Source organism: Streptomyces rimosus subsp. rimosus (assembly GCF_000720725.1).
Lineage (GTDB): Bacteria > Actinomycetota > Actinomycetes > Streptomycetales > Streptomycetaceae > Streptomyces > Streptomyces rimosus_A.
The window spans coordinates 1-23,903 of sequence record NZ_JOCQ01000122.1 but is presented as its reverse complement, the minus strand read 5'-3'; the positions used below and the strand labels follow the sequence as shown (position 1 = coordinate 23,903).

General features: G+C 71.2%; 22 protein-coding genes, 1 tRNA gene and 1 pseudogene. 11 read left to right on the top strand and 13 right to left on the bottom strand.

Annotated features, from left to right (window positions below; translation table 11 throughout):
- Positions 1-141, bottom strand: a 141-nt coding sequence (locus IH45_RS1000000147340) for a DUF2510 domain-containing protein (protein ID WP_158813399.1), incomplete at its 3' end; no start/stop codon positions are given.
- Between the two features lie 246 nt (positions 142-387).
- On the opposite strand from IH45_RS1000000147340, the gene IH45_RS0137340 reads away from it, so the two are divergent.
- Positions 388-858: an SsgA family sporulation/cell division regulator gene (locus IH45_RS0137340; protein WP_030679503.1), complete on the top strand. Its 471-nt coding sequence runs from the start codon at positions 388-390 to the stop codon at positions 856-858.
- Between the two features lie 36 nt (positions 859-894).
- On the opposite strand, the gene IH45_RS0137335 is transcribed toward IH45_RS0137340, so the two are convergent.
- Positions 895-1,305, bottom strand: a complete 411-nt coding sequence (locus tag IH45_RS0137335; protein WP_030679500.1) for a VOC family protein — start codon at positions 1,303-1,305, stop codon at positions 895-897.
- 232 nt (positions 1,306-1,537) lie between these two features.
- On the bottom strand, positions 1,538-2,011 hold the full coding sequence (locus tag IH45_RS0137330; RefSeq protein ID WP_030679497.1) for a hypothetical protein: 474 nt from the start codon (positions 2,009-2,011) through the stop codon (positions 1,538-1,540).
- A gap of 41 nt (positions 2,012-2,052) precedes the next feature.
- Here IH45_RS0137330 and IH45_RS1000000150900 point away from each other — a divergent pair.
- A pseudogene (locus tag IH45_RS1000000150900) lies at positions 2,053-3,187 on the top strand (IS630 family transposase).
- A gap of 7 nt (positions 3,188-3,194) precedes the next feature.
- Here the strand turns inward: IH45_RS1000000150900 and IH45_RS0137315 are convergent.
- The 4 genes from IH45_RS0137315 to hppD form a co-directional block, all read right to left on the bottom strand.
- Positions 3,195-4,655 (bottom strand): dihydrolipoyl dehydrogenase family protein, encoded by a 1,461-nt coding sequence (locus tag IH45_RS0137315; RefSeq protein WP_030679491.1) that lies wholly within the window; start codon positions 4,653-4,655, stop codon positions 3,195-3,197.
- Between the two features lie 133 nt (positions 4,656-4,788).
- On the bottom strand, positions 4,789-5,082 hold the full coding sequence (locus IH45_RS0137305; RefSeq protein WP_030679489.1) for a ribosomal protein L7/L12: 294 nt from the start codon (positions 5,080-5,082) through the stop codon (positions 4,789-4,791).
- Between the two features lie 111 nt (positions 5,083-5,193).
- Positions 5,194-6,558 (bottom strand): FAD-binding oxidoreductase, encoded by a 1,365-nt coding sequence (locus IH45_RS0137300; RefSeq protein ID WP_030679486.1) that lies wholly within the window; start codon positions 6,556-6,558, stop codon positions 5,194-5,196.
- Between the two features lie 248 nt (positions 6,559-6,806).
- Positions 6,807-7,952, bottom strand: coding sequence for a 4-hydroxyphenylpyruvate dioxygenase (gene hppD, locus IH45_RS0137295; RefSeq protein ID WP_030679484.1), 1,146 nt, complete (start codon positions 7,950-7,952; stop codon positions 6,807-6,809).
- Positions 7,953-8,081: 129 nt separating this feature from the next.
- On the opposite strand from hppD, the gene IH45_RS0137290 reads away from it, so the two are divergent.
- The 5 genes from IH45_RS0137290 to IH45_RS0137270 are packed head-to-tail and all read left to right on the top strand — an operon-like array spanning position 8,082 to position 12,355.
- Complete coding sequence (locus IH45_RS0137290) at positions 8,082-8,549, top strand: Lrp/AsnC family transcriptional regulator (protein ID WP_003985659.1); 468 nt, start codon at positions 8,082-8,084, stop codon at positions 8,547-8,549.
- A gap of 15 nt (positions 8,550-8,564) precedes the next feature.
- Entirely contained in the window at positions 8,565-9,212 is a 648-nt protein-coding gene (locus IH45_RS0137285; RefSeq protein WP_030679481.1) for an ABC transporter permease, read from the top strand.
- Positions 9,205-10,458 (top strand): ABC transporter ATP-binding protein, encoded by a 1,254-nt coding sequence (locus tag IH45_RS0137280; protein ID WP_030679477.1) that lies wholly within the window; start codon positions 9,205-9,207, stop codon positions 10,456-10,458. The genes IH45_RS0137285 and IH45_RS0137280 overlap by 8 nt, the downstream gene beginning before the upstream one ends.
- Complete coding sequence (locus IH45_RS0137275; RefSeq protein ID WP_030679474.1) at positions 10,455-11,357, top strand: ABC transporter permease; 903 nt, start codon at positions 10,455-10,457, stop codon at positions 11,355-11,357. The genes IH45_RS0137280 and IH45_RS0137275 overlap by 4 nt, the downstream gene beginning before the upstream one ends.
- Positions 11,354-12,355 (top strand): glycine betaine ABC transporter substrate-binding protein, encoded by a 1,002-nt coding sequence (locus tag IH45_RS0137270; protein WP_030679470.1) that lies wholly within the window; start codon positions 11,354-11,356, stop codon positions 12,353-12,355. The genes IH45_RS0137275 and IH45_RS0137270 overlap by 4 nt, the downstream gene beginning before the upstream one ends.
- 33 nt (positions 12,356-12,388) lie before the next feature.
- Here IH45_RS0137270 and IH45_RS0137265 read toward each other — a convergent pair whose 3' ends face one another.
- The 4 genes from IH45_RS0137265 to IH45_RS0137250 all read right to left on the bottom strand — a co-directional run bounded on the left by IH45_RS0137265 (position 12,389) and on the right by IH45_RS0137250 (position 17,723).
- Positions 12,389-13,168, bottom strand: a complete 780-nt coding sequence (locus IH45_RS0137265; protein ID WP_030679467.1) for a S16 family serine protease — start codon at positions 13,166-13,168, stop codon at positions 12,389-12,391.
- Positions 13,169-13,249: 81 nt separating this feature from the next.
- The gene (locus IH45_RS0137260; protein ID WP_030679464.1) at positions 13,250-13,891 is read right to left on the bottom strand and encodes an IclR family transcriptional regulator; all 642 of its coding nucleotides are present in this window, start codon (positions 13,889-13,891) and stop codon (positions 13,250-13,252) included.
- 436 nt (positions 13,892-14,327) lie between these two features.
- Positions 14,328-16,124 (bottom strand): DEAD/DEAH box helicase, encoded by a 1,797-nt coding sequence (locus IH45_RS0137255; protein ID WP_030679461.1) that lies wholly within the window; start codon positions 16,122-16,124, stop codon positions 14,328-14,330.
- Positions 16,125-16,166: 42 nt separating this feature from the next.
- On the bottom strand, positions 16,167-17,723 hold the full coding sequence (locus IH45_RS0137250) for an MFS transporter (RefSeq protein ID WP_032919072.1): 1,557 nt from the start codon (positions 17,721-17,723) through the stop codon (positions 16,167-16,169).
- Positions 17,724-17,860: 137 nt separating this feature from the next.
- On the opposite strand from IH45_RS0137250, the gene IH45_RS0137245 reads away from it, so the two are divergent.
- The 4 genes from IH45_RS0137245 to IH45_RS0137230 all read left to right on the top strand — a co-directional run bounded on the left by IH45_RS0137245 (position 17,861) and on the right by IH45_RS0137230 (position 20,790).
- Complete coding sequence (locus IH45_RS0137245; RefSeq protein WP_032919070.1) at positions 17,861-18,463, top strand: chemotaxis protein CheB; 603 nt, start codon at positions 17,861-17,863, stop codon at positions 18,461-18,463.
- An 89-nt stretch (positions 18,464-18,552) separates the two neighbouring features.
- Positions 18,553-18,624 (top strand) — tRNA-Cys (locus IH45_RS0137240).
- Between the two features lie 239 nt (positions 18,625-18,863).
- On the top strand, positions 18,864-20,222 hold the full coding sequence (locus tag IH45_RS0137235; protein ID WP_030679452.1) for a hypothetical protein: 1,359 nt from the start codon (positions 18,864-18,866) through the stop codon (positions 20,220-20,222).
- Positions 20,223-20,295: 73 nt separating this feature from the next.
- Positions 20,296-20,790, top strand: a complete 495-nt coding sequence (locus IH45_RS0137230; protein ID WP_030679449.1) for an NUDIX domain-containing protein — start codon at positions 20,296-20,298, stop codon at positions 20,788-20,790.
- Between the two features lie 72 nt (positions 20,791-20,862).
- Here IH45_RS0137230 and IH45_RS0137225 read toward each other — a convergent pair whose 3' ends face one another.
- A complete protein-coding gene (locus IH45_RS0137225; protein WP_030679446.1) occupies positions 20,863-23,181 on the bottom strand; it encodes a xanthine dehydrogenase family protein molybdopterin-binding subunit in 2,319 nt (772 codons plus the stop codon).
- Positions 23,178-23,903: (2Fe-2S)-binding protein (locus IH45_RS0137220; protein ID WP_234440820.1), on the bottom strand; the 726-nt coding region annotated here is incomplete at its 5' end. The genes IH45_RS0137220 and IH45_RS0137225, both read right to left, overlap by 4 nt.

Sequence of the window (23,903 nt, the reverse complement as noted above, 5' to 3'; positions counted from 1 at the left end):
GCCCTCGGCGGGCGCCGGGCGGCTGGTGCCCGGCACCCATGCGGCACCGTTCCAGTACCGGATGTAGCCGGGGATGGACGGGTCCGGGTAGAAGCCTGGCGTGGGGCTGCCGCCGGCGGATCCTGAGGAAGGGGCGCTCATGTCCGAAGTCCCGTATCTGTTCTCGGCCTGGTGTGGTGGGTGGGGCATGTGCAGTCTGCCGCAACGCAGCGTCCACATCTATCAGACCGGGAGTCGGGCCGGGCGTCCCGGCCGGGCCGGACCACCTGGAAGAGGCCCGCGAAAAAAGTTGTGCGAAGTCGCGTAATGGTTCGGGCGCGATCGCCTCTATCCAGGTGAGGGCCTCGTCCCATGGGCCCGCAGCAGGTACAGAGAGAGGCGGACCGCATGCACACCGTGGTGGAACGAGAGCTGGAGCTGGGTCTGGTCCTGTCGCCGGAGCGCAGCATTCCCGTACCGGCCCGGCTGACCTACCGCACGGACGACCCCTACGCCGTCCACGTGACCTTCCACGTCGGCTCGGACGCCCCCGTCAACTGGACGTTCGCCCGCGAACTGCTCGTCGAGGGGGTGTTCCGGCCGTGCGGCCACGGTGACGTGCGGGTGTGGCCCACGAAGGTGGAGGGGCGCAGCCTGGTCTGCATGGCGCTCAGCTCCCCGGACGGCGAGGCGCTGCTGGAGGCGCCGGCCGCGGCGGTCTCGGCGTGGCTGGAGCGCACGCTGCGCGTGGTGCCGCCGGGGTCCGAGCAGGAGCACCTGGGGCTGGACAAAGGGCTGAGCGCGCTGTTCGCGATGGCGTCGCGGGACGACCTGTGGCTGTCCGACCCGTCCGACGAGTCGCCGGAGGCCGGGGCGTGACGGCTCGCCGTACGGTCCGGGCCGGACGTGCCCGCGTCAGGACGCTGCGGTACCGAGGTCCGCCAGGCTGTGCTTGCGGGTGAGGAACTCGATGGCGTGGCCGTCCGGGTCGCTGACGTAGACCCCGCGGCCGCCCGCCAGGTGGTTGATCTCCTGCGGCTTCCGGTGGTACGGGTCCGCCCAGTACGGCAGTTCGCGCTCCTGGATACGGGCGAAGATCGCGTCGAACTCCTCCTCGGAGACCCGGAAGGCGAGGTGCTGGGGCACGATCGCGTCCGGCTCGACGACATGCTCGGCGTAGTCGATGGTCAGCCCGTCCGCGGCCTGCACGGCGGCGAACGGGCCGAAGCCGGCCGGCTCCTCCAGCCCGGCCAGCTCCGCGAGGAAGCGGGCGGAGGCGAACTTGTCGGTGGCGTGGACGACGGTGTGGTCGAGGTGTACGGACATGGTGTGCCTCCTGCAAAGGTTCATACGTACAGGCCCGTTGAGCTCTGGCACTCCTGACCGTAGGGCGACGCCGCGCGCACGGGTATCGGGAATCCGACCTACGCCGCCGGACCGGCCGTACCCCGTCCGACGTCCTCCGCCGCCGGACCGGCCGCGACCGGTCCGTTGTGCCTAGTGCCGTATCAGGCAACGTTCGCCCCTCCATGACGTCATGGGTAGGGCCTCTCGCCGATCAGTTGAGGTGCTCTTGCGCCCAGCGGGCAATGCCGCCGAGCTTGGCTGCGGCTACGTCGCTGTCGCCGGTCCGGACGGGCTGATCGGCCTCATAGTCGTAGCCTTCGAGGCCGCTCTCCTCCTCGATCATCCGCGCGATCTGATACGCCTCCGCCATGATCGGTAGTGCTTGCTGCCCCGGGTAGCGATAGGGGATCTCGATGGTGGCCGAGTCCCCCGCGTAGTCCAGCTGCAGATGACCGGCCGGCCCGTCACGCCACAGGGTCAGGCTGTAGGGGTACTCCTCGGTGGTGACCGGACCCACCTCCCGCGACACCCGCTGTATCAGCCTGTCCCAGGCGGCCCGCTGGTCACGGCTCAGGCTCATGGGCTTGAGGTCGACATCCGGGGCGTAGGCGGAGTTGATCTCTTCCAGGGTCTCGTCGAAGGTACGGCCCGGGAAAACCCGCAGGAACATGATGTCGTAGGTCACCGTCCGCAGCCTACGGGCCCACGCCCGCTATGTTCGAGGTCGTGGCGGGACAGGTGCGGGTGCGGCAGATCGATGACGACGAGGGCCGCAAACTGCTGCGGATCATCCGCCGGGGCACCGGTTCGGTGGTGACGTGGCAGCGGGCCCAGATGGTCCTGCTGTCCGCCCAAGGCATGCCGGTAGCGAAGATCGCCGAGGTCACCTTCACCAGCGCGGACCGGGTCCGGGACGTGATCCACAACTTCAACACCGACGGCTTCGACTCCCTGTATCCGAAGTACAAGGGCGGCCAGCCCAGGACCTTCACCCTGCCCGAGCGGCGCGAGCTCAAGAAGATCGCGAAGTCCAAGCCGACCGAACCCGACCTGCCCTTTTCAACCTGGAGTCTGACCAAGCCGGCGGACTTCCTGGTCGCCGAGGGGGTGATCGACGACATCAGCCACGAGGGCCTGCGCATCCTGCTCCGCGAGGAAGGCGTCTCTTTTCAACGCCTGAAGGCCTGGAAGACCTCCCGAGACCGGGACTACGCGGCCAAGAACGGCGAGGGTCGAGCACCTCTACGCTATCGCCGACGGCGAGGTCATACCGGAGGACGGCGAGCCCGAAGTCGTTTTCTGCCTGGACGAGTTCGGACCACTCAACCTGATGCCCCACCCCGGGAAGCAGTGGGCCGAACGCGGCGGCAAGCACAAGGACCCGGACCGTGAGCCACGCCGTCGTCGACGGGCGACCTACAACCGCTACGGCGGAGTGCGTCATCTGTTCGCCGCCTACGACCTGGCCAGGGACAAGCTCTACGGCCATATCAAGCCGATCAAGAGGCGCACGCAGTTCCTGGAATTCTGCCGCTACCTGCGCACGCTCTACTCGACCCACGTCCGCATCGCGATCGTCTGTGACAACTTCTCCCCGCACCTGACCACGAAGAAGTGCCGGCGAGTCGGTGACCGGGAAGCCGCGAACAACGTGGAGATCGCCTGCACCCCGACGAACTCCTCCTGGCTGAACCGCATCGAGACCCAGTTCACCGCCCTGCGCTACTTCACCCTCGACGGCACCGATCACGCCACCCACAAGGAACAGGGCAGCATGATCCGCCGCTACATCATCCGGCGAAACCGCCATGCCGACGACCGGCGCCTACGCGCCGTCGTCGACAGGGCAAACGTTGCCTGATCCGGCACTAGCCGCGGTACGTCTCCAGCAGCCGCAGCCACACCTCGCTGATCGTCGGGTACGACGGGACCGCGTGCCACAGGCGGGCGAGCGGGACCTCGCCGGCCACCGCGACGGTCGCCGAGTGGAGGAGTTCGCCGACCGCGGGGCCGACGAAGGTGACGCCGAGGAGTACTTCGCGGTCCAGGTCGACGATCATGCGGGCGCGGCCGCGGTAGCCGTCGGCGTAGAGGCCGGCGCCCGCGACGTTGCCGAGGTCGTAGTCGACGACGCGGGTGCGGTGGCCGGCGCGTTCGGCTTCGGCGGCGGTCAGGCCGACCGAGGCGACCTCGGGGTCGGTGAAGACGACCTGCGGTACGGCGGCGAGGTCGGCGGTCGCGGCGTGCGCGCCCCAGCGGCCGGTGTCCAGGTCCGTGGTGCCCTGGGCGCGTGCCGCGATGGCGGCGCCGGCGATACGGGCCTGGTACTTGCCCTGGTGGGTGAGCAGTGCGCGGTGGTTGACGTCGCCGACGCCGTACAGCCAGCCGTCCGCCACGCCCCGTACCCGGCAGGTGTCGTCCACCTCCAGCCACGAGCCGGGCTCCAGGCCCACCGTCTCCAGGCCGAGGTCGTCGGTGCGGGGCGCGCGGCCGGTGGCGAACAGGACCTCGTCGGCGACGATCTGCTCGCCACCGTCCAAGACCACCGTGGCGGGCCCGTTGGGCATCTCGCGCCGTACCGCGGTCACCGACGTGCCGGTACGGACGACGGCGCCCGCCTCGGTCAGCGCCTCGCAGACCAGTTCGCCCGCGAACGGCTCCATCTTGGGCAGCAGCCCGCCGCCGCGCACCAGGAGGGTGACCGCGGAGCCCAGGGCCCGCCAGGCGGTGGCCATTTCTACGCCCACGACGCCTCCGCCGACCACCACCAGGCGCGGCGGTACGGACCGGGCGCTGGTCGCCTCGCGGCTGGTCCAGGGGCGGGCCGCCGTCAGTCCGGGCAGGTCGGGCAGGACGGCGCGACTGCCGGTGCACACGGCGACGGCATGCCGGGCGGTCAGCGCGCGTTCGCCGCCGTCGGTGGCGACCACCACGCGCCGCGGACCGTCGAGGCGGGCCCGGCCGCGTACGAAGTCGATGCCGGCCGAGTCCAGCCACTGGACCTGGCCGTCGTCCTTCCAGTGGGAGGCGTAGGCGTCGCGGTGCGCGAGCACCGCCTTGGTGTCCAGCGGCGCGGACGCGGCCTGGTGCAGGCCGGGCACGCGGCGCGCGTCGGCGCGGGCGGTGACCGGGCGCAGCAGCGCCTTGCTGGGCATGCAGGCCCAGTACGAGCACTCGCCGCCGACCAGCTCGCTCTCCACGATCACCGCGCTCAGGCCGAGGGCGTGGGCCCGGTCGGCCACGTTCTCGCCGGTCGGCCCGGCGCCCAGCACGATGACGTCGTACGTGTCCTGCCCGGCGGACCCGTCGGCCCCGGTGGTCCCTGGCATCGCTCATCGCTCCCTGCGGTCGGCGTCGCGGCGGTCGGTGCCGCTGCGGTCGGTGCCGCGGCGGTCGGGTCCATCCTCGTGCCGGGCGCCCGGCACGGCCACATGTATCGGGGCATTCGCGGGCGGGGACCGCTCAGCGCTCCCGGCGCTCCACGGCCTCCTTGGCCTCGACCAGTCCGGCACCGGTCAGCTCCCGGTAGCGCTTGATCGCCTCGATCTTTTTGCCCTTGTGCAGCAGCGCGTCGATCTCGGCCATGCCCTCGGGGCCGGTCTCCTCGATGCCCAGGTGTTCCATGATCAGGTCGAGCTTGCGGTCCATGCGCCGGAGCCGGCGTTCGAGCGTCTTGTGCCGCGCGTCCATGGTGGAGGCGAGCACGACGATGACGACGACGGCCGCGGCGATGGCCGTCCAGAGTTCGGAGTTCATGGACCTGACCCTAGATGGGCCTGACACCGATGCAGGACGGGCCTGCCCCGGAAGGTGCCGGGCAGAGGAGGGGCCCGACTCCGGAAGGTGCCGGGCAGAAGAAAGCGCCGGTCAGAACACCTTCCCGGGATTGAGCAGCCCCAGCGGGTCGAACACCGCCTTGATGCCGCGATGCATCTCCAGGCCGACCGGTCCCAGCTCTCGGGCCAGCCACTCCTTCTTCAGGACGCCGACGCCGTGTTCGCCGGTGATCGTGCCGCCCAGGTCCAGGCCGAGCGCCATGATCTCGTCGAAGGACTCCCGGGCGCGCCGGGACTCGTCGGGGTCGGCCGGGTCGAAGCAGACGGTGGGGTGGGTGTTGCCGTCGCCCGCGTGGGCGCAGACGCCGATGGTCAGGCCGTACTTCTCGGCGATGGCGGCGGTCCCGTCGAGCATCGCGGCGAGCTGGGAGCGCGGTACGCACACGTCGTCGATCATCGTGGCGGACTTGACGCGTTCCAGGGCGGTCAGGGTCAGCCGCCGGGCCTGGAGGAGCAGGTCGGACTCGGCCGGGGTGTCGGCCGGTACGACTTCGGTGGCCCCGGCGGCCGTGCACAGCGCGCCGACGGCGGCGAGATCGGCGGCCGGGTCGGGGGTGTCGAAGGCGGCCAGCAGGAGCGCTTCGGTGCTCTCCGGCAGGCCCATGTTGGCCAGCGCGTTGACGGCGCGGACGCTCGTACGGTCCATCAGTTCGAGCAGCGCGGGGGCGTGGCCGCGGGCCATGATCTCGCAGACGGCGTCGCAGGCCGCGGCGGTGGAGGGGAACTCGGCGGCGAGCGCGAGCTGCTGGGGCGGCTCGGGCTTGAGGGCGAGCACGGCGCGTACGACGATGCCGAGGCTGCCCTCGGAGCCGACGAACAGGCGGGTGAGGTCGTAGCCCGCCACGCCCTTGGCGGTGCGCCGGCCGGTCTTCAGCAGCCGCCCGTCGGCGAGGATGACGTCCAGGCCGAGGACGTACTCGGCGGTGACGCCGTACTTGACGCAGCACAGGCCGCCGGAGGCGGTGCCGATGTTGCCGCCGATCGAGCACTCCTCCCAGCTGGAGGGGTCCGGCGGGTAGTACAGGCCGTGTTCGTTGACCGCGCGGGAGAGGACCGCGTTTATCACCCCCGGCTCGACGACCGCGATCCGGTCGACGGGGTTGATCTCGATGATCCGGTCCATCTTGACCAGGGAGAGCACGATGCAGCCGTCGCTGGCGTTGGCGGCGCCGGACAGGCCGGTGCGGGCGCCCTGCGGTACGACGGGGACGCGCAGCTCGGTGGCGGTGCGCATCACGTGCTGGACCTGCTCGACCGTACGCGGCAGGACGACCACGGCGGGAGTGCCGGCCTCGCAGAAGCTCGCCATGTCGTGGGCGTAGGCGCCGGTGACGTCGGGGTCGGTGAGGATCGCTTCCGCGGGGAGGCCGTCGCGCAGGCGGGCGATGAGGTCCATGCCGCCAGCCTCCCATCCGTGGGCCGTACACGGAAGATCCCCTCCCGCACCCGGGTGGTGGTTCCCGGGTGCGGGAGCGCCGCTCCCCGCGGGAAGGGCCACGGCCCCGCCGGGTCAGGTCCGGCGGGGCCGTGGGGGTGGGGGGTGGCGTCTGTGGGGCGCCCGGGAGCCGGCCTCGGGGGCCACCGCGCGGCCGGTTCCCGGGTGCGGTCGGAGCGGCCGGGCGCGGTCGAAGCGGCCGGGTACGGTCAGAGGTTGCCGCGCCGCTCCTGCTCGCGCTCGATGGCCTCGAACAGGGCCTTGAAGTTGCCCTTGCCGAAGCCCAGCGAGCCGTGCCGCTCGATCAGTTCGAAGAAGACGGTGGGGCGGTCCTGGACCGGCTTGGTGAAGATCTGCAGCAGGTAGCCGTCCTCGTCCCGGTCGACCAGGATCTTCAGCTCGCGCAGCGTCTCGACCGGGACGCGGGTCTCGCCCGCCCACTCGCCGAGGGTGTCGTAGTAGGAGTCCGGGGTGTCCAGGAACTCGACGCCGGCCGCGCGCATGTCCCGGACGCTGGCGACGATGTCGTTGGTGGCCAGGGCGATGTGCTGGCAGCCGGGGCCGCCGTAGAACTCCAGGTACTCGTCGATCTGCGACTTCTTCTTGGCGATGGCCGGCTCGTTGAGCGGGAACTTCACCTTGCGGGTGCCGTCCGCGACCACCTTCGACATCAGGGCGCTGTACTCGGTGGCGATGTCCGAGCCGACGAACTCCTTCATGTTCGTGAAGCCCATGACGTTGTTGTAGAAGGCCACCCACTCGTCCATCTTGCCGAGTTCGACGTTGCCGACGCAGTGGTCGATGGCCTGGAAGCGGCGCCTGCCGGGCTCGACGATGGGGTCGGCGGCGACGTAGCCGGGCAGGTAGGGGCCCTCGTAATCGGTGCGCTCGACCAGGGTGTGCCGGGTCTTGCCGTACGTGGCGATGGAGGCGCGCACGACGACGCCGTGCTCGTCCTTGGTCTCGTACGGCTCCTCCAGGCCGGTGGCGCCGTGCTCCAGGGCGTAGGCGTAGGCGGCGCGCGCGTCCGGCACCTCTATGGCGAGGTCGATGACGCCGTCGCCGTGCGCGGCGACATGGTCGGCCAGGAAGCGGCCCCAGTCGGTCGTCGGCTTGATGACGGAGGTGAAGACGAAGCGGGCGCCGCCGGATTCGAGCACGTAACTGGCGGTCTCGCGGCTGCCGTTCTCCGGTCCGGAGTAGGCGACGCGCTTCATGCCGAAGGCGGTGGCGTAGTAGTGCGCGGCCTGCTTGGCGTTGCCGACGGCGAAGACGACCGCGTCCATCCCCTTGACCGGGAAGGGATCGGCCTGCCGAGCACTGATGGGGGTGGTGTGGTCCGTGGTCTCAGTCATGCCCGCAGGCTCTCCCCGGCCCACACAATGCGCAATAGTTTGCACATTCACTGGGCAATATGCACAGCAAGCCGTGTGAATCACCGGACGATTCGTACATGATGACCATCAATTTCGGAGGCAACGGCCGTGGCGATCGATCATTTGGACGGCAGGCTGCTGGAGCTGCTCGCCGAGGAACCGCGCATCGGCGTGCTGGAGGCGTCGCGCCGGCTCGGCGTGGCGCGCGGGACGGCGCAGGCGCGTCTCGACCGCCTTCAGTCGAACGGAGTGATCCGGGGATTCGGCCCCGACGTGGACCCCGCGGCGCTGGGCTATCCGGTGACCGCGTTCGCCACGCTGGAGATCAAACAGGGCCAAGGGGCGGACGTCCGGGCGCACTTGGCGTCCGTACCGGAAGTGCTGGAGCTGCATACAACGACGGGACATGGGGACATGCTGTGCAGGCTCGTTGCCCGTTCGAACGCCGACCTGCAGCGGGTCATCGACCTGGTTGTGGGCTTTGATGGCATCATGCGGGCTTCCACCGCCATTGTCATGGAAAACCCGGTTCCATTGCGCATCGTCCCGCTGGTCAAGCAAGCCGCGGGGGACTGACCGAGGAGGGCGCGTGTGAGCTTCTGGGAGTACGTCGGCAACCGCCACACGCAGCTGCTGACGGACACGTTTCAGCACGCCAGCGCCGTCTTCCAGTGCATGGTGCTGGCCACCGTGCTCGGGGTGCTGCTCGGCGTCGCCACCTACCGCAGCGAATGGGCCGGGAACCTGGCCACCGCCACCACCGCGACGATCCTCACGGTGCCCTCGCTGGCCCTGATCGGCCTGCTGGTGCCGATCGTCGGGCTCGGCGTGGCGCCGACCGTCATCGCCCTGACGCTGTACGGGCTGCTGCCGGTGGTCCGTAACGCCGTCGTCGGCCTGCGCGGCGTCGACCCCGCGCTGATCGACGCCGCCAGGGGCATCGGCATGTCCCGTACGGCCCGGCTGCTGCGGGTCGAACTGCCGCTGGCCTGGCCGCCGATCCTGACCGGCATCCGGGTCTCCACCCAGATGCTGATGGGCATCGCGGCCATCGCCGCCTACGCCTCGGGGCCCGGCCTGGGCAACGAGATCTTCCGCGGCATCTCGTCGCTGGGCAGCGCCAACGCGCTCAACCAGGTGCTGTCCGGGACGCTCGGGATCGTCGTGCTGGCCCTGCTCTTCGACGCCGCGTACGTCCTGATCGGACGCCTGACCATTCCCAGGGGGATCCGTGCCTGAGACCACCGCATCCGGCGCCGGCATCGCGCTGGAGCACCTGACCAAGCGGTACCCGAGCAGTCCGGCGCCCGCCGTCGACGACGTGAGCATGGACATCAAGCCGGGCGAGACGGTGATCCTCGTCGGGCCGTCGGGGTGCGGCAAGTCCACCACCCTGAAGATGATCAACCGGCTGATCGAGCCCACCTCCGGACGGATCATGATCGGCGACGAGGACGTCACCGGCATCGACCCGGTCAAACTGCGCCGTAAGGTCGGCTACGCGATCCAGTCGTCCGGCCTGTTCCCGCACATGACCGTCGCGCAGAACATCGCGCTCGTGCCGAAGATGGCCGGCTGGCCGAAGGCCAAGGTGACCGGCCGCGTCGAGGAGATGCTCGACCTCGTCGGGCTGGACCCGCGCGAGTTCCACGGCCGCTACCCGCGGCAGCTGTCCGGCGGGCAGCAGCAGCGCGTCGGCGTGGCGCGGGCGCTGGCCGCCGACCCGCCGGTGCTGCTGATGGACGAGCCGTTCGGCGCGGTGGACCCGATCACCCGCGACCACCTCCAGGACGAGCTGATCCGCCTCCAGCACGAGCTGCGCAAGACGATCGTCTTCGTCACCCACGACTTCGACGAGGCGATCAAGCTGGGCGACCGGATCGCGGTGCTGCGCGAGCACTCGCACATCGCCCAGTTCGACACGCCCGAGGCCATCCTCACCAACCCGGCCGACGACTTCGTCTCCGGCTTCGTGGGGGCGGGCGCGGCGCTCAAGCGCCTGAACCTGACCCGCGTACGGGATGTGGCCGTGGTCGACTTCCCCACCGCGTCCGTCGAGGACCCGCTCCAGTCGATCTTCGACCTGCTGCGCTCCGGTACCACCAACGAGGTGCTGCTGCTGGACAGACACCGGCGCCCGTACAAGTGGCTGCGCCGCGGCGACCTGATGCGCGCCAAGGGCTCGCTGGCCCGCGCCGGCACGCTCGTGCACGACACGGTCACCCGCGACGCGACGCTGCGCGACGCGCTGGAGGCGGTGCTGACCGACAACGCGGGCCGGGTCGCGGTGACCGGGCGGCGCGGCGCGTACATCGGCGTGGTGGACGTGGAGACGCTGATGAACAACGTCCACGACCTGCTGGAGGCGGACCGGCTGGACGCGCTGGAGCACCGGCACGAACTGGAGGAGCAGCGCGCCCGGCACACCCGGCTGGCCCAGGAGGGCGTCGATCCGGCGGGCGGCGCCCACGGGGTCAAGGCGTGAGCCCCCGGGACGAGCGCCGGCCGCCGAAGGACGAGCGGCCGGCGGGCGAGCACGAGGTACGCGGGGTGCGGTTCCGCGACGAGGCGGCCGCGGCCGGGGAGCGCGGGCCGCTCCTGACGGCCGAGCCGGAGCCCGCGGCGCCGGCCACCCGTCCGCCGCGCCGTATCACCTGGAAGAAGGTGGTCACGGTGCCCGCCGTGCTGGCGGCGGTGCTGCTCGCCACCTGGCTGTGGTTCCGCGGTACGGACCTGGACTCGATCGCGCACCAGGCGGTGGACGGCGGCAAGGTCTGGCTCGCGCTGCGCCAGCACATCCAGCTGACCGCCGTGTCGACCTTCTTCGTACTGGTCATCGCGCTGCCGCTGGGCATCGCGCTGACCCGCGCCAGGCTGCGCCGGGCCGCGCCGGCCGCGGTCGCGGTGGCCAACCTCGGGCAGGCGGTGCCCGCCCTGGGCCTGCTGGTGCTGCTGGTCATCTGGCTCGGCATCGGCCCGGAGGCCGCCGTCATCGGCATGGTCCTGTACGCCGTCCTGCCGGTGCTGGCCAACACCATCGCGGGCCTGAAGGCCATCGACCCGACCCTGACCGAGGCGGCCCGCGGCATCGGCATGTCGGCGGTCGGCGTGCTGGGGAAGGTCGAACTGCCGCTGGCCGTACCGCTGATCCTGGCGGGCGTGCGCAACGCGCTGGTCCTGAACGTGGGCACCGCGACGCTGGCCACCTTCGGCGGTGGCGGCGGGCTCGGCGACCTGATCTCGGCGGGCATCATCACCCAGCGCATGCCGGTGCTGGTGCTCGGCTCCGTCCTGACGGTGGTGCTGGCGCTGTTCGTGGACTGGCTGGCGTCCCTCGTCGAGCTGCTGCTGCGCCCGCGCGGGCTGGAGGTGGGGGAAGGATGACCGCAGGAGCGCGGCGATGGCGCCGTACGGTACCGGCCGCGGCCGGGTGCCTGCTGCTGGCCGCGGCCGGTCTGAGCGGCTGCGGCCTGGTCAGCGGCAGCCCGATGAGCGACGATGTGCGGCCCGGTACGGTCGGCCGGGGGCTGCCGCTGAAGGGCGCCGAGCTGACCGTGACGTCGAAGGAGTTCACCGAGAACATCATCCTGGGCCAGATCATGGGCCTGGCCTTCAAGGCGGCCGGTGCCACGGTCGTGGACAAGACCAACATCCAGGGCACGATCGGCGCCCGTGAGGCGGTCAAGTCCGGTACGGCGGACGGGATGTACGAGTACACCGGTACCGGCTGGATCACCCACCTCGGCCACGAGAAGCCCATCGTGGACCCGCAGAAGCAGTGGGAGGCGGTCCGCGACGGCGACCGGGCCAACGGCGTCGAGTGGCTGCCGCAGTCGAAGCTGAACAACACGTACGCGCTGGCGCTCAATCCGGAGCACCACAAGCAGCTGGGGACCGAGACCCTGTCGGACGTCGCCGAGCTGTCCCACAAGAATCCGGGCGCGGTCACGCTGTGCGCGGAGGCCGAGTTCTCCGCCCGCAACGACGGCCTGCCGGGCATGGCCAAGGCGTACGGCATGGACATCCCGGCCGGCAACATCAAGAAGATGACCAGCGGCGTCGTCTACACCCAGGCGGCCGAGGGCCGGGCCTGCACCTTCGGCGAGGTCTACACGACCGACGGCCGGATCAAGGCGATGGGCCTGCACGTCCTCAAGGACGACAAGCACTTCTTCCCCAACTACAACGCGGCGCCCGAGATGAACGCGGCGACGATGAAGAAGTACCCGCAGATCGCGGACATCCTGGCGCCGATCACCAAGGCGCTGGACAACGCCGTCGCGCAGTCCCTGAACGCCAAGGTGGACGTGGACGGGCAGGACCCGCACGAGGTCGCCAAGAACTGGATGATCGAGAAGGGGTTCATCGAGGACGGGGGCTGAGGCACCGGGCCCGGGTCCGTTGCGCGTCCGCGCTCAGCAGCTGGGAACCGTACCCCCGGACTTCAGCGCCTTGAGCGCGTCCACCGTGCCGGAGAGCGTGCTGACGGGGACCAGCCGCATGCCGTCCGGCAGCTCGGCCTGCGCGTCCTTGCACTCCGACTTGGGGACGAGGAAGACCTTGGCGCCGTCCCGGCCCGCGGCCTGCGTCTTCAGGGACACCCCGCCGACCGCGCCGACCTCGCCGTCCGCGGTGATCGTTCCGGTGCCCGCGATCTTCTGCCCGCCGGTCAGGTCGCCGCCCTTGCCGTCCCCGGCCAGCTTGTCGATGATGCCCAGCGAGAACAGCAGGCCCGCGCTGGGCCCGCCGATGGTGCCCAGATCCAGCTTGACCTGCACATCCTTGTCGCTCTTGTGCAGGTAGTTCAGCGCCGCCCGGGTGGCGACGTCCTGGGAGGAGCGCATGTCCTTCAGGTTGTGTTCGACCGCCTTCTCGGCGGTGTCCCCGACCGGGTAGACCGACTCGACCGGCATCACGGCCTGGTCCGTACGGAACCAGCCCCGGACGACGTCGGACAGCCGCACCGTGGCGTCCGGGCCGGTCGCCACGATCGCCACCATCCGCAGCTGGCCGCTGGTCCCGCGGGTCGGCGCGCCGCTGATCGTGATCACCTGTTTGCCCTTGTGCTTGCCGAGCACGTCCGCGGTGTCGCCGGGGAAGGCGACCGAGAACGGCAGCGGCGCGAAGGCCGCGGTGGCGAGGAGCGCGAGGACGAGGACGGTGCAGATCCCGAGGGCGCGGGTGCGAGAAGACACCCCGCCACCCTAGATGACCTGTGCCCCTGGCCGGTCACCACGGGGCGGCACTCGGTACGCCCGGCCCGGTCCCCGCGCGGATCACCGCAGCGCTTCGGACACCTCACGGGCCGCCTCGACCACCCGGGACCCGACCCGCTCCGGCACCGTGTCGGCGAGCATCACCACGCCGACGCTGCCCTCGATGCCGCTCACCCCGAGCAGCGGTGCCGCGGCCCCGCTCGCGCCCGCCTCCAACTCGCCGTGCGTCAGGGCCAGTCCGGCGTCCTCGACGTGCCCCTGGCGGGCCTTGAGTATGGCCCGCCCGGCCGCGCCCCGGTCCAGCGGATGCCGGAAACCCGCGCGGTAGGCGACGTGGTAGTCCGTCCAGGACGGCTCGACGACGGCCACGGCCAGCGCCTCGGTGCCGTCCACGAGCGTGAGGTGGGCGGTGGCGCCGATGTCCTCGGCCAGTGCGCGCAGGGCGGGCAGCGCAGCCTCCCGCACCAGCGGGTGCACCTGGCGGCCCAGGCGCAGCACGCCCAGGCCCACCCGGGCCCGGCCGCCGATGTCACGGCGTACCAGGGCGTGCTGCTCCAGCGTGGCGAGCAGGCGGTAGACCACGGTCCGGTTGACCCCCAGCTTGGTGGAGAGCTCCGTGACGGTCAGGCCGTGGTCGGTGTCGGCGAGCAGTTTGAGGACGCGCAGTCCTCGGTCGAGCGTCTGAGAGGTCTCCGCGGTCACGACGCCCCCTCCTCGGGTGAGTGGCGGCTCGTCAGCGGGGTGCGCTGCCGGTCCCGGGGCAGCGCGCGCAAAGAGGCCGCCGGCCGCATGGCACCGGCTGCGCTCCGCGGCGGCGCTGCCACGGGGCGTGTGCGTGACCGGGACAGTAGCGAGCCGGTCCGGTCAGCGGAAGAGTCCGTCCAGAATCCGGTCTTCCGTGACCGGTATGTCCCCGAAGATCCTCCCTGGTGCGGTGGGGCGCCGGGGGTGAGCGGCCTTTCGGGCTGGGTCACAACACACGCCCACCCGGCCATGGACACACCCCACCCGCGCACCCGGCCATGGATACATCACACCCGCGCACCCGGCCACGGACACGACGGCGGGGCAGCACACGGCCGGTCGCCGTACGCTGCCCCGCCGGACGCTGCCCCGCCGGACGGCTGGGGCGGTCACCTCACTTCATGCGGGTGGCCCACTCCCGTACCTTCTTGATCCGCTCGTTGAGCTGCCCGGCGGTGGCCTCCGCGCTCGGCGGGCCGCCGCACACCCGGCGCAGCTCGGTGTGGATCACGCCGTGCGGCTTGCCGCTCTGGTGGACGTACGCGCCGACCAGCGTGTTCAGCTGCTTGCGCAGCTCCAGCAGCTCCTTGTGCGTGACCACCGGGCGGCGCTCGGCGGGCAGCTCCAGCAGGTCGGCCTCCTCGGCCGGCTTCTTCTTGCTGTGCGCGATCTGCCGTGCCTGCCGCTTCTGGAGCAGCATCTGCACCTGGTCCGGCTCCAGCAGCCCGGGGATGCCGAGGTAGTCCTGCTCCTCCTCGCTGCCCGCGTGCGCCTGCATGCCGAACTCGGCGCCGTCGTAGAGCACCCGGTCGAAGACCGCCTCGGACTCCAGCGCCTCGAAGGAGAACTGCTCCTGTTCGCCGGTGTCCTCGTCCTGCTGCTTGTTGGCCTCGTCCATCTCCTTCTCGGACTCGGCGTACGGGTCCTCCTCGCCGTCCTTCTTCGGCTTGTCCAGGACGTGGTCGCGCTCGACCTCCATCTCGTTGGCGAAGGTGAGCAGCGAGGGCACGGTGGGCAGGAAGACGGACGCGGTCTCGCCGCGCTTGCGGGACCGTACGAAGCGGCCCACGGCCTGTGCGAAGAACAGCGGGGTGGAGATGGTCGTCGCGTACACGCCGACCGCCAGCCGCGGTACGTCCACGCCCTCGGACACCATGCGGACCGCGACCATCCACCGGTCGTCGGAGTGCGAGAAGTCGTCGATGCGCTGCGAGGCGCCGCTGTCGTCGGACAGGACGAGGGTGGCGCCCTCGCCCGTTATCTCGCGGATCAGCTTGGCGTACGCGCGGGCCTGCTCCTGGTCGGAGGCGATCACCAGCGCGCCGGCATCCGGTATCGCCTTGCGGACCTCGGTCAGCCGCTGGTCGGCGGCCTTGAGCACCTTGGGCATCCAGTCGCCGCGCGGGTCCAGCGCGGTGCGCCAGGCCTGCGAGACGGCGTCCTTGGTCATCGGCTCGCCGAGCCGGGCCGCGATCTCGTCGCCGGCCTTGGTGCGCCAGCGCATGCTGCCGCTGTACGACAGGAAGATCACCGGGCGGACGACGCCGTCGCCGAGCGCGTTGCCGTAGCCGTACGTGTAGTCGGCGGCGCTGCGCCGGATGCCGTCGTTGCCCTCCTCGTACGTGACGAAGGGGATCGGGTTGGTGTCGGAGCGGAAGGGCGTACCGGTCAGCGCGAGCCGCCGGGTGGCCGGCTCGAACGCCTCCAGGCACGCCTCGCCCCAGGACTTGGAGTCACCGGCGTGGTGGATCTCGTCGAGGATGACCAGCGTCTTGCGCTGCTCGATGCGGTTGCGGTGCAGCATCGGGCGCACGCCGACACCCGCGTACGTGATCGCGATGCCGTGGTACTCGCGGCCGAGCGGACCCGCGCTGTACTCCGGGTCCAGCTTGATGCCTACGCGGGCGGCGGCCTCCGCCCACTGCTTCTTCAGGTGCTCGGTGGGCGCGACCACGGTCACCTGCTGCACGACGTGGTGGTGCAGCAGCCAGGAGGCGAGGGTGAGCGCGAAGGTGGTCTTGCCCGCGCCGGGCGTCGCGACCGCGAGGAAGTCGCGCGGCTGCGTCTGGATGTACCGGTCCATCGCGGCCTGCTGCCAGGCGCGCAGCTTGTTGGCGGTACCCCAGGGGGCCCGTCCGGGGAAGGCCGGGGACAGGTGGTGGTTGTTGGTGGCGCTGGTGGTGGTAGTCACGGTCTCCGTCGGGCTGGCTCGGCGATCGGCAACCGCGTCAGCCTAACGCTCCGCGGAGGCGGACGGCGTTCTCGGTCCGGGCGCCGCGGCCGTCTTCGCGCCACCGGACGCGGCCGCCCCGAGGCCGCCCCGGCCCGGCTTCAGGCGCGTGGCCACCCACGATCCGGTGAGGGCCACCGCCCCCATGGTGACGAAGACCGCGGCGAAGGCGGCGGGCTGCCCGGATGCGGCGTTGGTCACGTCCGGCGTGGCGTGCGTGTCGGCCGCGCCGCCGCCGAAGGTACTGAACAGCAGCCCGCTGATCCCGACGAATGTGATGTTGCCGAGCGCGTCCGAAACCTGGAGCGAGGCCGAGTTGCTGCCCGCGTCCTCCGGCGGCGACAGCTTCAGCAGCAGCACGCTCCCGCTGGAAATATTCAGCCCCATACCGAACCCGGCCACGACCCATGCCACCGCCACGATCCACACCGGCACGCCCTGGACGAGCACCAGCGGCACGACCAGGATCGCCGCCGTCATCAACAGCATCCCGATCCCCATGATCCGCTCCCGGTACGGCTCCAGGCGCGGCCGGCTCTGGGTGTACGAGCCCAGCGCCCAGGTGAGGCCGCCGCCGGTCACCGAGAGCCCGGCCAGCGTGGTCGACAAACCACGTTCGGTCACCAGCATCAACGGGATGAAACTCTCGGCGGCGAGCAGGGAGCCGGCCGCCAGCCCCCGAATGAGCACAACCGACGGCAGACCACGGGCGGCCCGGAACGTCCCCTTCGGCAGCAGCCGGACGACGGCCGGCGCCAGCAGCGCCGCCCCCGCGACCGCGGGCAGCACGGCGACCCAGTCGCGCCGCTGCGCCGCGTACTGCAGGAGCCCGGCACCTGCGGCCACCGCCAGGGCAAGCAGAATGCGGCGCCGATCCATCGGCTCATCCGCCCTCCGGGGCGGCAGCTTGCGCAGCGCGGGCAGCATGACCGTAAGCGGCAGCAGCACAAGTACAGGTATGGACAAGAACACCCAGCGCCAGCCCAGCTGCTCGGTGACCGACCCGGCGACCAGCGGCCCGACGATCACCGGCAGCACCCAGGCCGCCGAGAAAGCCGCGAGAACGGACGGCCGCAGCGCCTCCGGGTACGCGCGCGAAACCACCACATAGAGGGCGACGATCACCAGCCCGCCCCCGACCCCCTGCACCCCGCGCCCGGCCACGAACAGCCACATCTGCTGCGCCGACCCCGCGACCACCAGCCCCGCGCCGAAGGTGGCGATCCCGGTGAACAGCGGCGCGAGCGGCCCGCCCCGGTCGCACCACTCCCCCGACAGCGCCATCGCGAACAGGCTCGCCGTGAAGTACGCGGAGAAGGCGAACGCGTACAGCTCGATGCCGTCCAGAGCCTGGCCGACCGCCGGCATGGCCGTGGTCACGGCACTCGCCTCGAACGCGATGAGCGAGACGACGGAGATGATGCCGAGGGTCAGGGACCGGTAGGTCCGGCCGAGGACGCCGCCCTGGGGCGGACCGGCCGACCCGGCGGCCGGGTTCCGGTCCGTGGCCGGTTCCGGACGGGGTTCATCGAGCGCATCACGCGGGTCCACGGCAGTCATGCGGTCAGCGTAAGAGGCGTAACCCAGCTGCACCCCTGTCGCGAGACGGAGATCTTCTCGGCCGTTGGAACTAGGTTGCGTCGCTCCGGGGGCACTTGGGTGTGTCGCCCCGCGGGCGCTCCCCTTAGGCTCCCGGTATGGCGCCGCCGGGATGCATCGACGAGAGCTGTGCCGTGGTGGCCATCGCCGCCTCCGCGGGCGGGGTGTTCGCCCTGCTGGACCTCTTCGGCTCCTTCACCTCGGGCCCTCCGGTACCGACACTGGTGGTGCAGCACCTGAGCCCGCGGCACCGCACGGTGCTCGACGCGGTCCTCCAGCGGCGCACCCGGGTACCCGTCACACTGGCCCGGGACGGCGAACTGGCCGCCGCCGGCCGGGTCTACCTGGCACCCCCCGACCGGCACCTGCTCATCGAGGCGGGCGGCACCCTGCGACTGGCCGACACGGAACGCGTGAACCTGGTCAGGCCCGCGGCCGACCGGCTGTTCACCTCGATCGCCGAGCACTACGGGCAGCGCGCCTGGGTCTTCGTCCTCAGCGGTACGGGCCGCGACGGCGCCCAGGGCGCCCAGGCGGTCAAGGACAGCGGCGGCACCGTGGTGGTCCAGGACCCGAGCACCGCCGACTACCCCGGCATGCCCGAGGCCACACTGAAAGCCGGCCCCGTGGACCACGTACTGCCCCTGCACGCCATAGAAACAATGATCCGCTCATTCACCCGCCCCGACACGGAGTCATGAACGCCGCATTGCAACCTCATGGCACCCTGCCCGGAACCCTTGCGCCTTCCCCGGCCCCCCGGCCTAGTCTCGAAACAGCTCACCAACACGGCCGTGTGCCCGAGCGGTTCAGGGGCCGGACTGCAAATCCGGTTACGTCGGTTCGAATCCGATCACGGCCTCGGTTTGTGTGAAGGCGGTTCCGTAGGGGTACGGGGCCGCCTTCACATGCGTACGGACACCTCTGTCTCTACTGCTGGGCCCGCGGTTTCATCGGTGTTTCGGGTGCCGTCCGATCTCGATCGCAGCGCAAGCCGCTACGGCCATGAAACCCGTGTCGAGAGCTTGTCGGCGCTCTTGTTGCCAGTCGGGGTCCGGAAGCCGCTGCCGTCCAACCGTGCCAATCGGGCGGGAGTCGGCCGTGGCGAAAGTTCCGAATGACAAGTTGGCCGACTGGCAGGAGCGCTCAGGCTGGAGCAAGCGCGCGCTGGGCCGGGCCGTACAGGTGAAGGCCGCGGAGCGGGGACACCCGCACGTGTCCTCCGACACGGCCAGTGTCACACGGTGGCTACGCGGCGAACGTCCACGCCAGCCGGTACCGGCGATCTTGGCCGACCTGTTCACGGAGCGCTTCGGCTACCGCGTGACCGCTGGAGATCTCGGCCTGGGAGGCTCACCTGCCGTTGACCGGGCGCTCACGTACAGCCCATCGTGGGATGCGACAGTCACCACTGTCATGGAGCCAGGAAGGGCAGACGTGGACAGGCGAATGTTTCTCGCAGGAGTCCCCTTCACGGCGGTCGCGGGTATCGGCCCCTCCCGCGATTGGCTGCTGAGCACGCTCGACCAGAACCCATCCCGACCAGGGCAGCGCGTAAGGCTCGAAGATGTCATCGCGGTACGGAATATGTTCGGCGTATTCCAGAAGATGGATATCTTCCAGGGCGGCGGATCCGGACGCCGCGCTCTCACCGAGTACCTGAATCAGCACGTGTTTCCGTTGCTCAAGCAGACGTACACGGAGGACGTACGAAAGGCCCTCTGTGAAGCGGCGAGCGAACAGACCTACTTGGCCGGGTGGATGGCCTACGACAACGGCGAACACGGTACCGCCCAGCGGTTCCTGATCCAGTCGCTCCGGCTGGCGGAGGAGAGCGGCAATGCTGCGCTCGGCGCCCATGTGCTCGCCGGTATGGCCGACCAAGCCACGCTGGTGGGGCACCCCGCCGAGGGCCGTCGGCTGGCCCAGGCGGGGCGGCACGGGCTGGCGAAGACCATGTCGAACGCGTGCCTGGCCGACCTGTGGACGCTGGAGGCGCGCGCCCTCGCCGTACTCGGTGAGCCGAAAGCCGCGGCTCACGCGATTAACGAGGCGCAGACCGCGTACGCCAAGGTCGACTTGGCCGATGAGCCCGAATGGGCGGCCTTCATCGACCCCGCCTATCTCGGCGGGGAATGGGCGAACGCCTTCCGGGACATGGGGCAGCCCGGCCACGCGGAGGAGCACGCGCAATCCTCGATCCGCCACGCCGAGCGGCAGAAGCGGGCCCGTCGTGGCGCCATGTCGCAAGCCGTGGTGGCGGTGTCCCATTTGCAGCGCCACGACCTCGACGCGGCACACGCCGCCGGCGTACGGACGCTGAACCTGGCTTCCCAGGTGAAGTCGAGCCGTTGTGTGGAGGCCGTGCAGGACATTCAGCGCCGCATGATTCCCTTTGGGAAGGATCCGCTCGTGGCCGATTTCAACGAGCGGGCAAGGTCACTGGTGCGCGCCGCGTAGCCGTGCACGCGAGAAGGCGGTCCCGCACGCGTACGGCGGAGGCGACCGCGGCCGGGGAGGGACACGGTTCCCGATGACCGGGAAGACGCGCAGGATCGATTACTGGCAGGATCCCGAAGCGCCGGAACCGACGAGCCGCAAGCCGTCCGCGTCGGTTTTCGTCCGCGACGGCCAAGGGCGGCTCTTGCTTCTCAAGCGCGCGGACAATTCCCTGTGGACCATTCCCACGGGGGGCGTGAAGAAGGGTGAGACGGTCGGCCAGACCGGTGTGCGCGAGTGCCACGAAGAGACCGGGTATCACGTGGAGGTCGTCGGACTGGTGGGGGTCTTCTCGTCCCCCGACCACGTGATCGTTTACCTGCACGGGGACCGCGTTGACGAAGTGCGCCAGCCGGTCAACGTATGCCTGCGTGCTCGTCTGATCGGCGGGGAGGCCCGCCCGGAGCCGTCCGAGGCGACCGAAGTCCGGTGGGTGGATCCGGAGCACTTGGACGAGTACCCCATCCACCCGGCCATTCGTGCACGGATCGATCATGGGCTGGCCTCGTGCGAACCACAGGTCCTTTGAAGCGTCACGCCAGGCCAGAACGTGAGGGCGGCCCCGTACCCGTACGGGACCGCCTTCGCACACGTACGGCGCCTACTGCTGCGCCACCGCCGCCTGCGGCCGGATCGGGAGGCGCCCTATCGGGCGGCCCGTTGCGGCGCGTACGGCGGAGGCGACCGCGGCCGGGGAGGTGACGACCGGGGCCGCGCTGGCGGGCTTGGCGCCGAAGGGGGCCACCACGTCGCGTTCCTCGACGAGTTTGACGATGCGGATGTCGGGGGCGTCGAGGGCCGTGGGCAGGGCGTAGCCGGTGAGGTCGGGGTGGCGGATCTGGCCTCGGGTGGTGCGCAGGTTCTCCATGAGGGCCGCGCCGAGGCCCTGGGTGACGCCGGCCTCGATACGGGCGCGGAGCTGGCGGGGGTTGAGGATCCGGCCGACGTCCTGGGCGACGGACATCTCCACGACGCGGATGGTGCCGAGTTCGATGTCGACGTCCGCGACGCAGCGGATGGCGCAGAAGGCCAGGCCCACGAACGCGTCGCCCTGGCCGGTCTCGTCCAGCGGCTCGGTCGGGTGGGGGCGGCACTGCGCGGTGGCCCAGAGTTCCTTGCCGTCGAGGGCCTCGGCGACGGTGGTGCTGAGGACGCCGTCGTACGAGGTGATCTTGCCGTCGGTGATCTGGAGGAGTTCGGTGGACATGCCGAATTTGTGGGCGAGGGGTTGCAGGAGCTGGGTGCGCACCATCTTGGCGGCGCGCTCCACGGCGCCGCCGGAGACCCAGGTGTGCCGGCCGTGACAGGCGCGCCCGGCGGACGGCTGATCGGTGTCGACGGGGGCCACGTGCACCTCTTCGATGCCCAGGGTTTCCTGGACGATCTGGCGCGCGAGGGTGGAGAAACCGGAGCCGGTCTCGACCGCGGCGCACAGTACGGTGGCGACCGAGCCGCTGACCTTGACCGTGGCGGTGGAGACCTCGTCGGCGCCCTCCGCGCCGAGCATGTGGACCATGCCGAGCGCGTAGCCGACGCCGCGGCGCACCGCGGACGGCTCGCCCGCGCCCTCCAGGCCGCCGGGCAGCAGCCAGTCCTCCTCGGGGGTGTCCTTGGGGAGTTCGGGCAGCGGCTCGTCCTTGACGGCGCGCAGCAGTTCGGCGACCGGCGCCGGGCAGGTGACGGTCTGGCCGGTGGGCAGCAGGTCGCCGGTGGCCATGACGTTGCGCAGCCGCAGCTCGGCCGGGTCCATGCCGAGCTTGGCGGCCAGTTTGTCCATCTGGCCCTCGTAGGCGGCGCACACCTGCATCGCGCCCTCGCCGCGCAGGTGCCCGGACGGCGGGTTGTTCGTCCGTACGGCCCAGCCCTCGACGAAGGCGTGCGGGACGACGTACGGGCCGCAGGCGAAGGAGACCGCGGCGGCGAGCGCTTCGGCGGAGGTGTCCGCGTACGCGCCCGCGTCCATCAGGATCTGCGCCTCGACCTTGACCAGCTTGCCCTCGGCGTCCGCGTGGTGGCGGTAGCGCAGCAGGGTCGGGTGGCGGTGGGCGTGGCCGAGGAAGGACTCCTCGCGGGTGGCGGTCAGTTTGACCGGGCAGCCGGTACGCAGGGCCAGCAGTCCGAGGGAGAGCTGCATGCCCGGGTCCTCGCGGTCCGCGGTGGCGCCGGGCACACCCGTTACGACGACACGGACCCGTTCCGGCGCCAGCCCGAAGCAGGCGGCGGCCAGGTCGCGGTCGGCGTGCGGGTCGGTGGACGCGGTGTAGATCTCCACGCCGCCGTCCGGGCGCGGCACCGCGAGCCCGGCCTCGGCGCCGATCGGCGCCGGGTCCTGGCGGCCGATGCGGTACAGGCCCTCGACGATGGTCTCGCCCACCACCTCGGGGTCGCCGAAGTGCAGCGGGATGTGCCGGATCAGGTTGCCGTCCGGGTGCAGCGGCTCGGCCTCGAAGGCCAGTTGCGGGTCGGTGACCGGCTCCAGGACCTCGTACTCGACGGCGATGGCGGCCGCCGCCAGCCGGGCCGTGTCGGGGTGGTCGGCGGCGACCGCGGCGATCGGCTCGCCGTGGTGGCGCACCACGTCGTGGGCGAAGACCGGGCGGTCGGGCGTGCCACGGCCGTGCCCGGGGTCGCCCGGTACGTCCGCGTGCGTGACGACGGCCCGTACGCCCGGCATCTCGGCGGCCGGCCCGGTGTCCACCGACAGGATGCGGGCGCTCGCGTGCGGGGAGCGCAGCACCGCCGCCCACAGCAGGCCCTCGGCCCACAGGTCGGAGGCGTACGGGAAGACGCCCTCCGTCTTGGCGGGCGCGTCCGCGGACGGCAGGGAGACACCGATGCCGTGCGGCGGCGGCTCGGCGGGGAGGGGGACGCCCGCGGCGGGGGTGGCGGTGACGGCGCCGCCCTCGGGTGTGCCGGTCATGCGGAGCCTCCGGACTGCGGATCTGCGCCCGGGCCGTGGGGATGCGGCCCGTGGGGGTGGTGGCCGTGGGAAGCGGGGCCCTGCGGGTCGGCGGGGCCCGCCTGGTGCGGGATGCGCGGGGTGCCGGGCTCCTCCGGGGCGGCGGCCGCGGCCTCTTCGGCAGCTGCCGCGGCGTCGGCACGGCTGCGGGCGACCTCGTTGACCGCGTCGAGCACGCCCCGGTAACCCGAGCAGCGGCACAGGTTGCCGCACAGCGCCTGGCGCGTCTCCAGCTCGGTGGGCGCGTGGTTGCCCTCCAGCAGGTCGTGGACGGTCATCGCCATGCCGGGGATGCAGAAGCCGCACTGGACGGCGCCGGATTCGGCCAGGGCGCGCTGCACGTCGGAGGGCGCGCCGTTGCGGGCCAGGCCCTCGACCGTACGGACCTCACTGCCCGCGGTGGTCGCGGCGGGCACCAGGCACGACGCCACGAGCCGCCCGTCGACCTGTACGGAACAGGCCCCGCACTCCCCCTGCGAGCAGCCGTCCTTGGCCCCGGCGAGGCCGAGGCGCTCGCGCAGCACGTACAGCAGCGACTCCCCGATCCAGGCGTCGGTGACCGGGCGGTCGGTGCCGTTGACGGTCAGGACGTAGGAGGTGTGGGGGTGTTCGTCGTGGTTGTCGTGGTCGTCGGGTCCGTCGGGTCCGTCGTGGGGGGTGGGGAGGGAGGCGGAGTCCGGTTC

Bases quoted from the DNA above. Each gene is read 5' to 3' on its own strand.
- IH45_RS0137340 (WP_030679503.1), top strand. From the start codon at position 388: ATGCACACCGTGGTGGAACGAGAGCTGGAGCTGGGTCTGGTCCTGTCG.
- IH45_RS0137335 (WP_030679500.1), bottom strand. From the start codon at position 1,305: ATGTCCGTACACCTCGACCACACCGTCGTCCACGCCACCGACAAGTTC.
- IH45_RS0137315 (WP_030679491.1), bottom strand. From the start codon at position 4,655: ATGCCAGGGACCACCGGGGCCGACGGGTCCGCCGGGCAGGACACGTAC.
- IH45_RS0137305 (WP_030679489.1), bottom strand. From the start codon at position 5,082: ATGAACTCCGAACTCTGGACGGCCATCGCCGCGGCCGTCGTCGTCATC.
- IH45_RS0137300 (WP_030679486.1), bottom strand. From the start codon at position 6,558: ATGGACCTCATCGCCCGCCTGCGCGACGGCCTCCCCGCGGAAGCGATC.
- hppD (WP_030679484.1), bottom strand. From the start codon at position 7,952: ATGACTGAGACCACGGACCACACCACCCCCATCAGTGCTCGGCAGGCC.
- IH45_RS0137270 (WP_030679470.1), top strand. From the start codon at position 11,354: ATGACCGCAGGAGCGCGGCGATGGCGCCGTACGGTACCGGCCGCGGCC.
- IH45_RS0137250 (WP_032919072.1), bottom strand. From the start codon at position 17,723: ATGACTGCCGTGGACCCGCGTGATGCGCTCGATGAACCCCGTCCGGAA.
- IH45_RS0137245 (WP_032919070.1), top strand. From the start codon at position 17,861: ATGGCGCCGCCGGGATGCATCGACGAGAGCTGTGCCGTGGTGGCCATC.
- IH45_RS0137230 (WP_030679449.1), top strand. From the start codon at position 20,296: ATGACCGGGAAGACGCGCAGGATCGATTACTGGCAGGATCCCGAAGCG.
- IH45_RS0137225 (WP_030679446.1), bottom strand. From the start codon at position 23,181: ATGACCGGCACACCCGAGGGCGGCGCCGTCACCGCCACCCCCGCCGCG.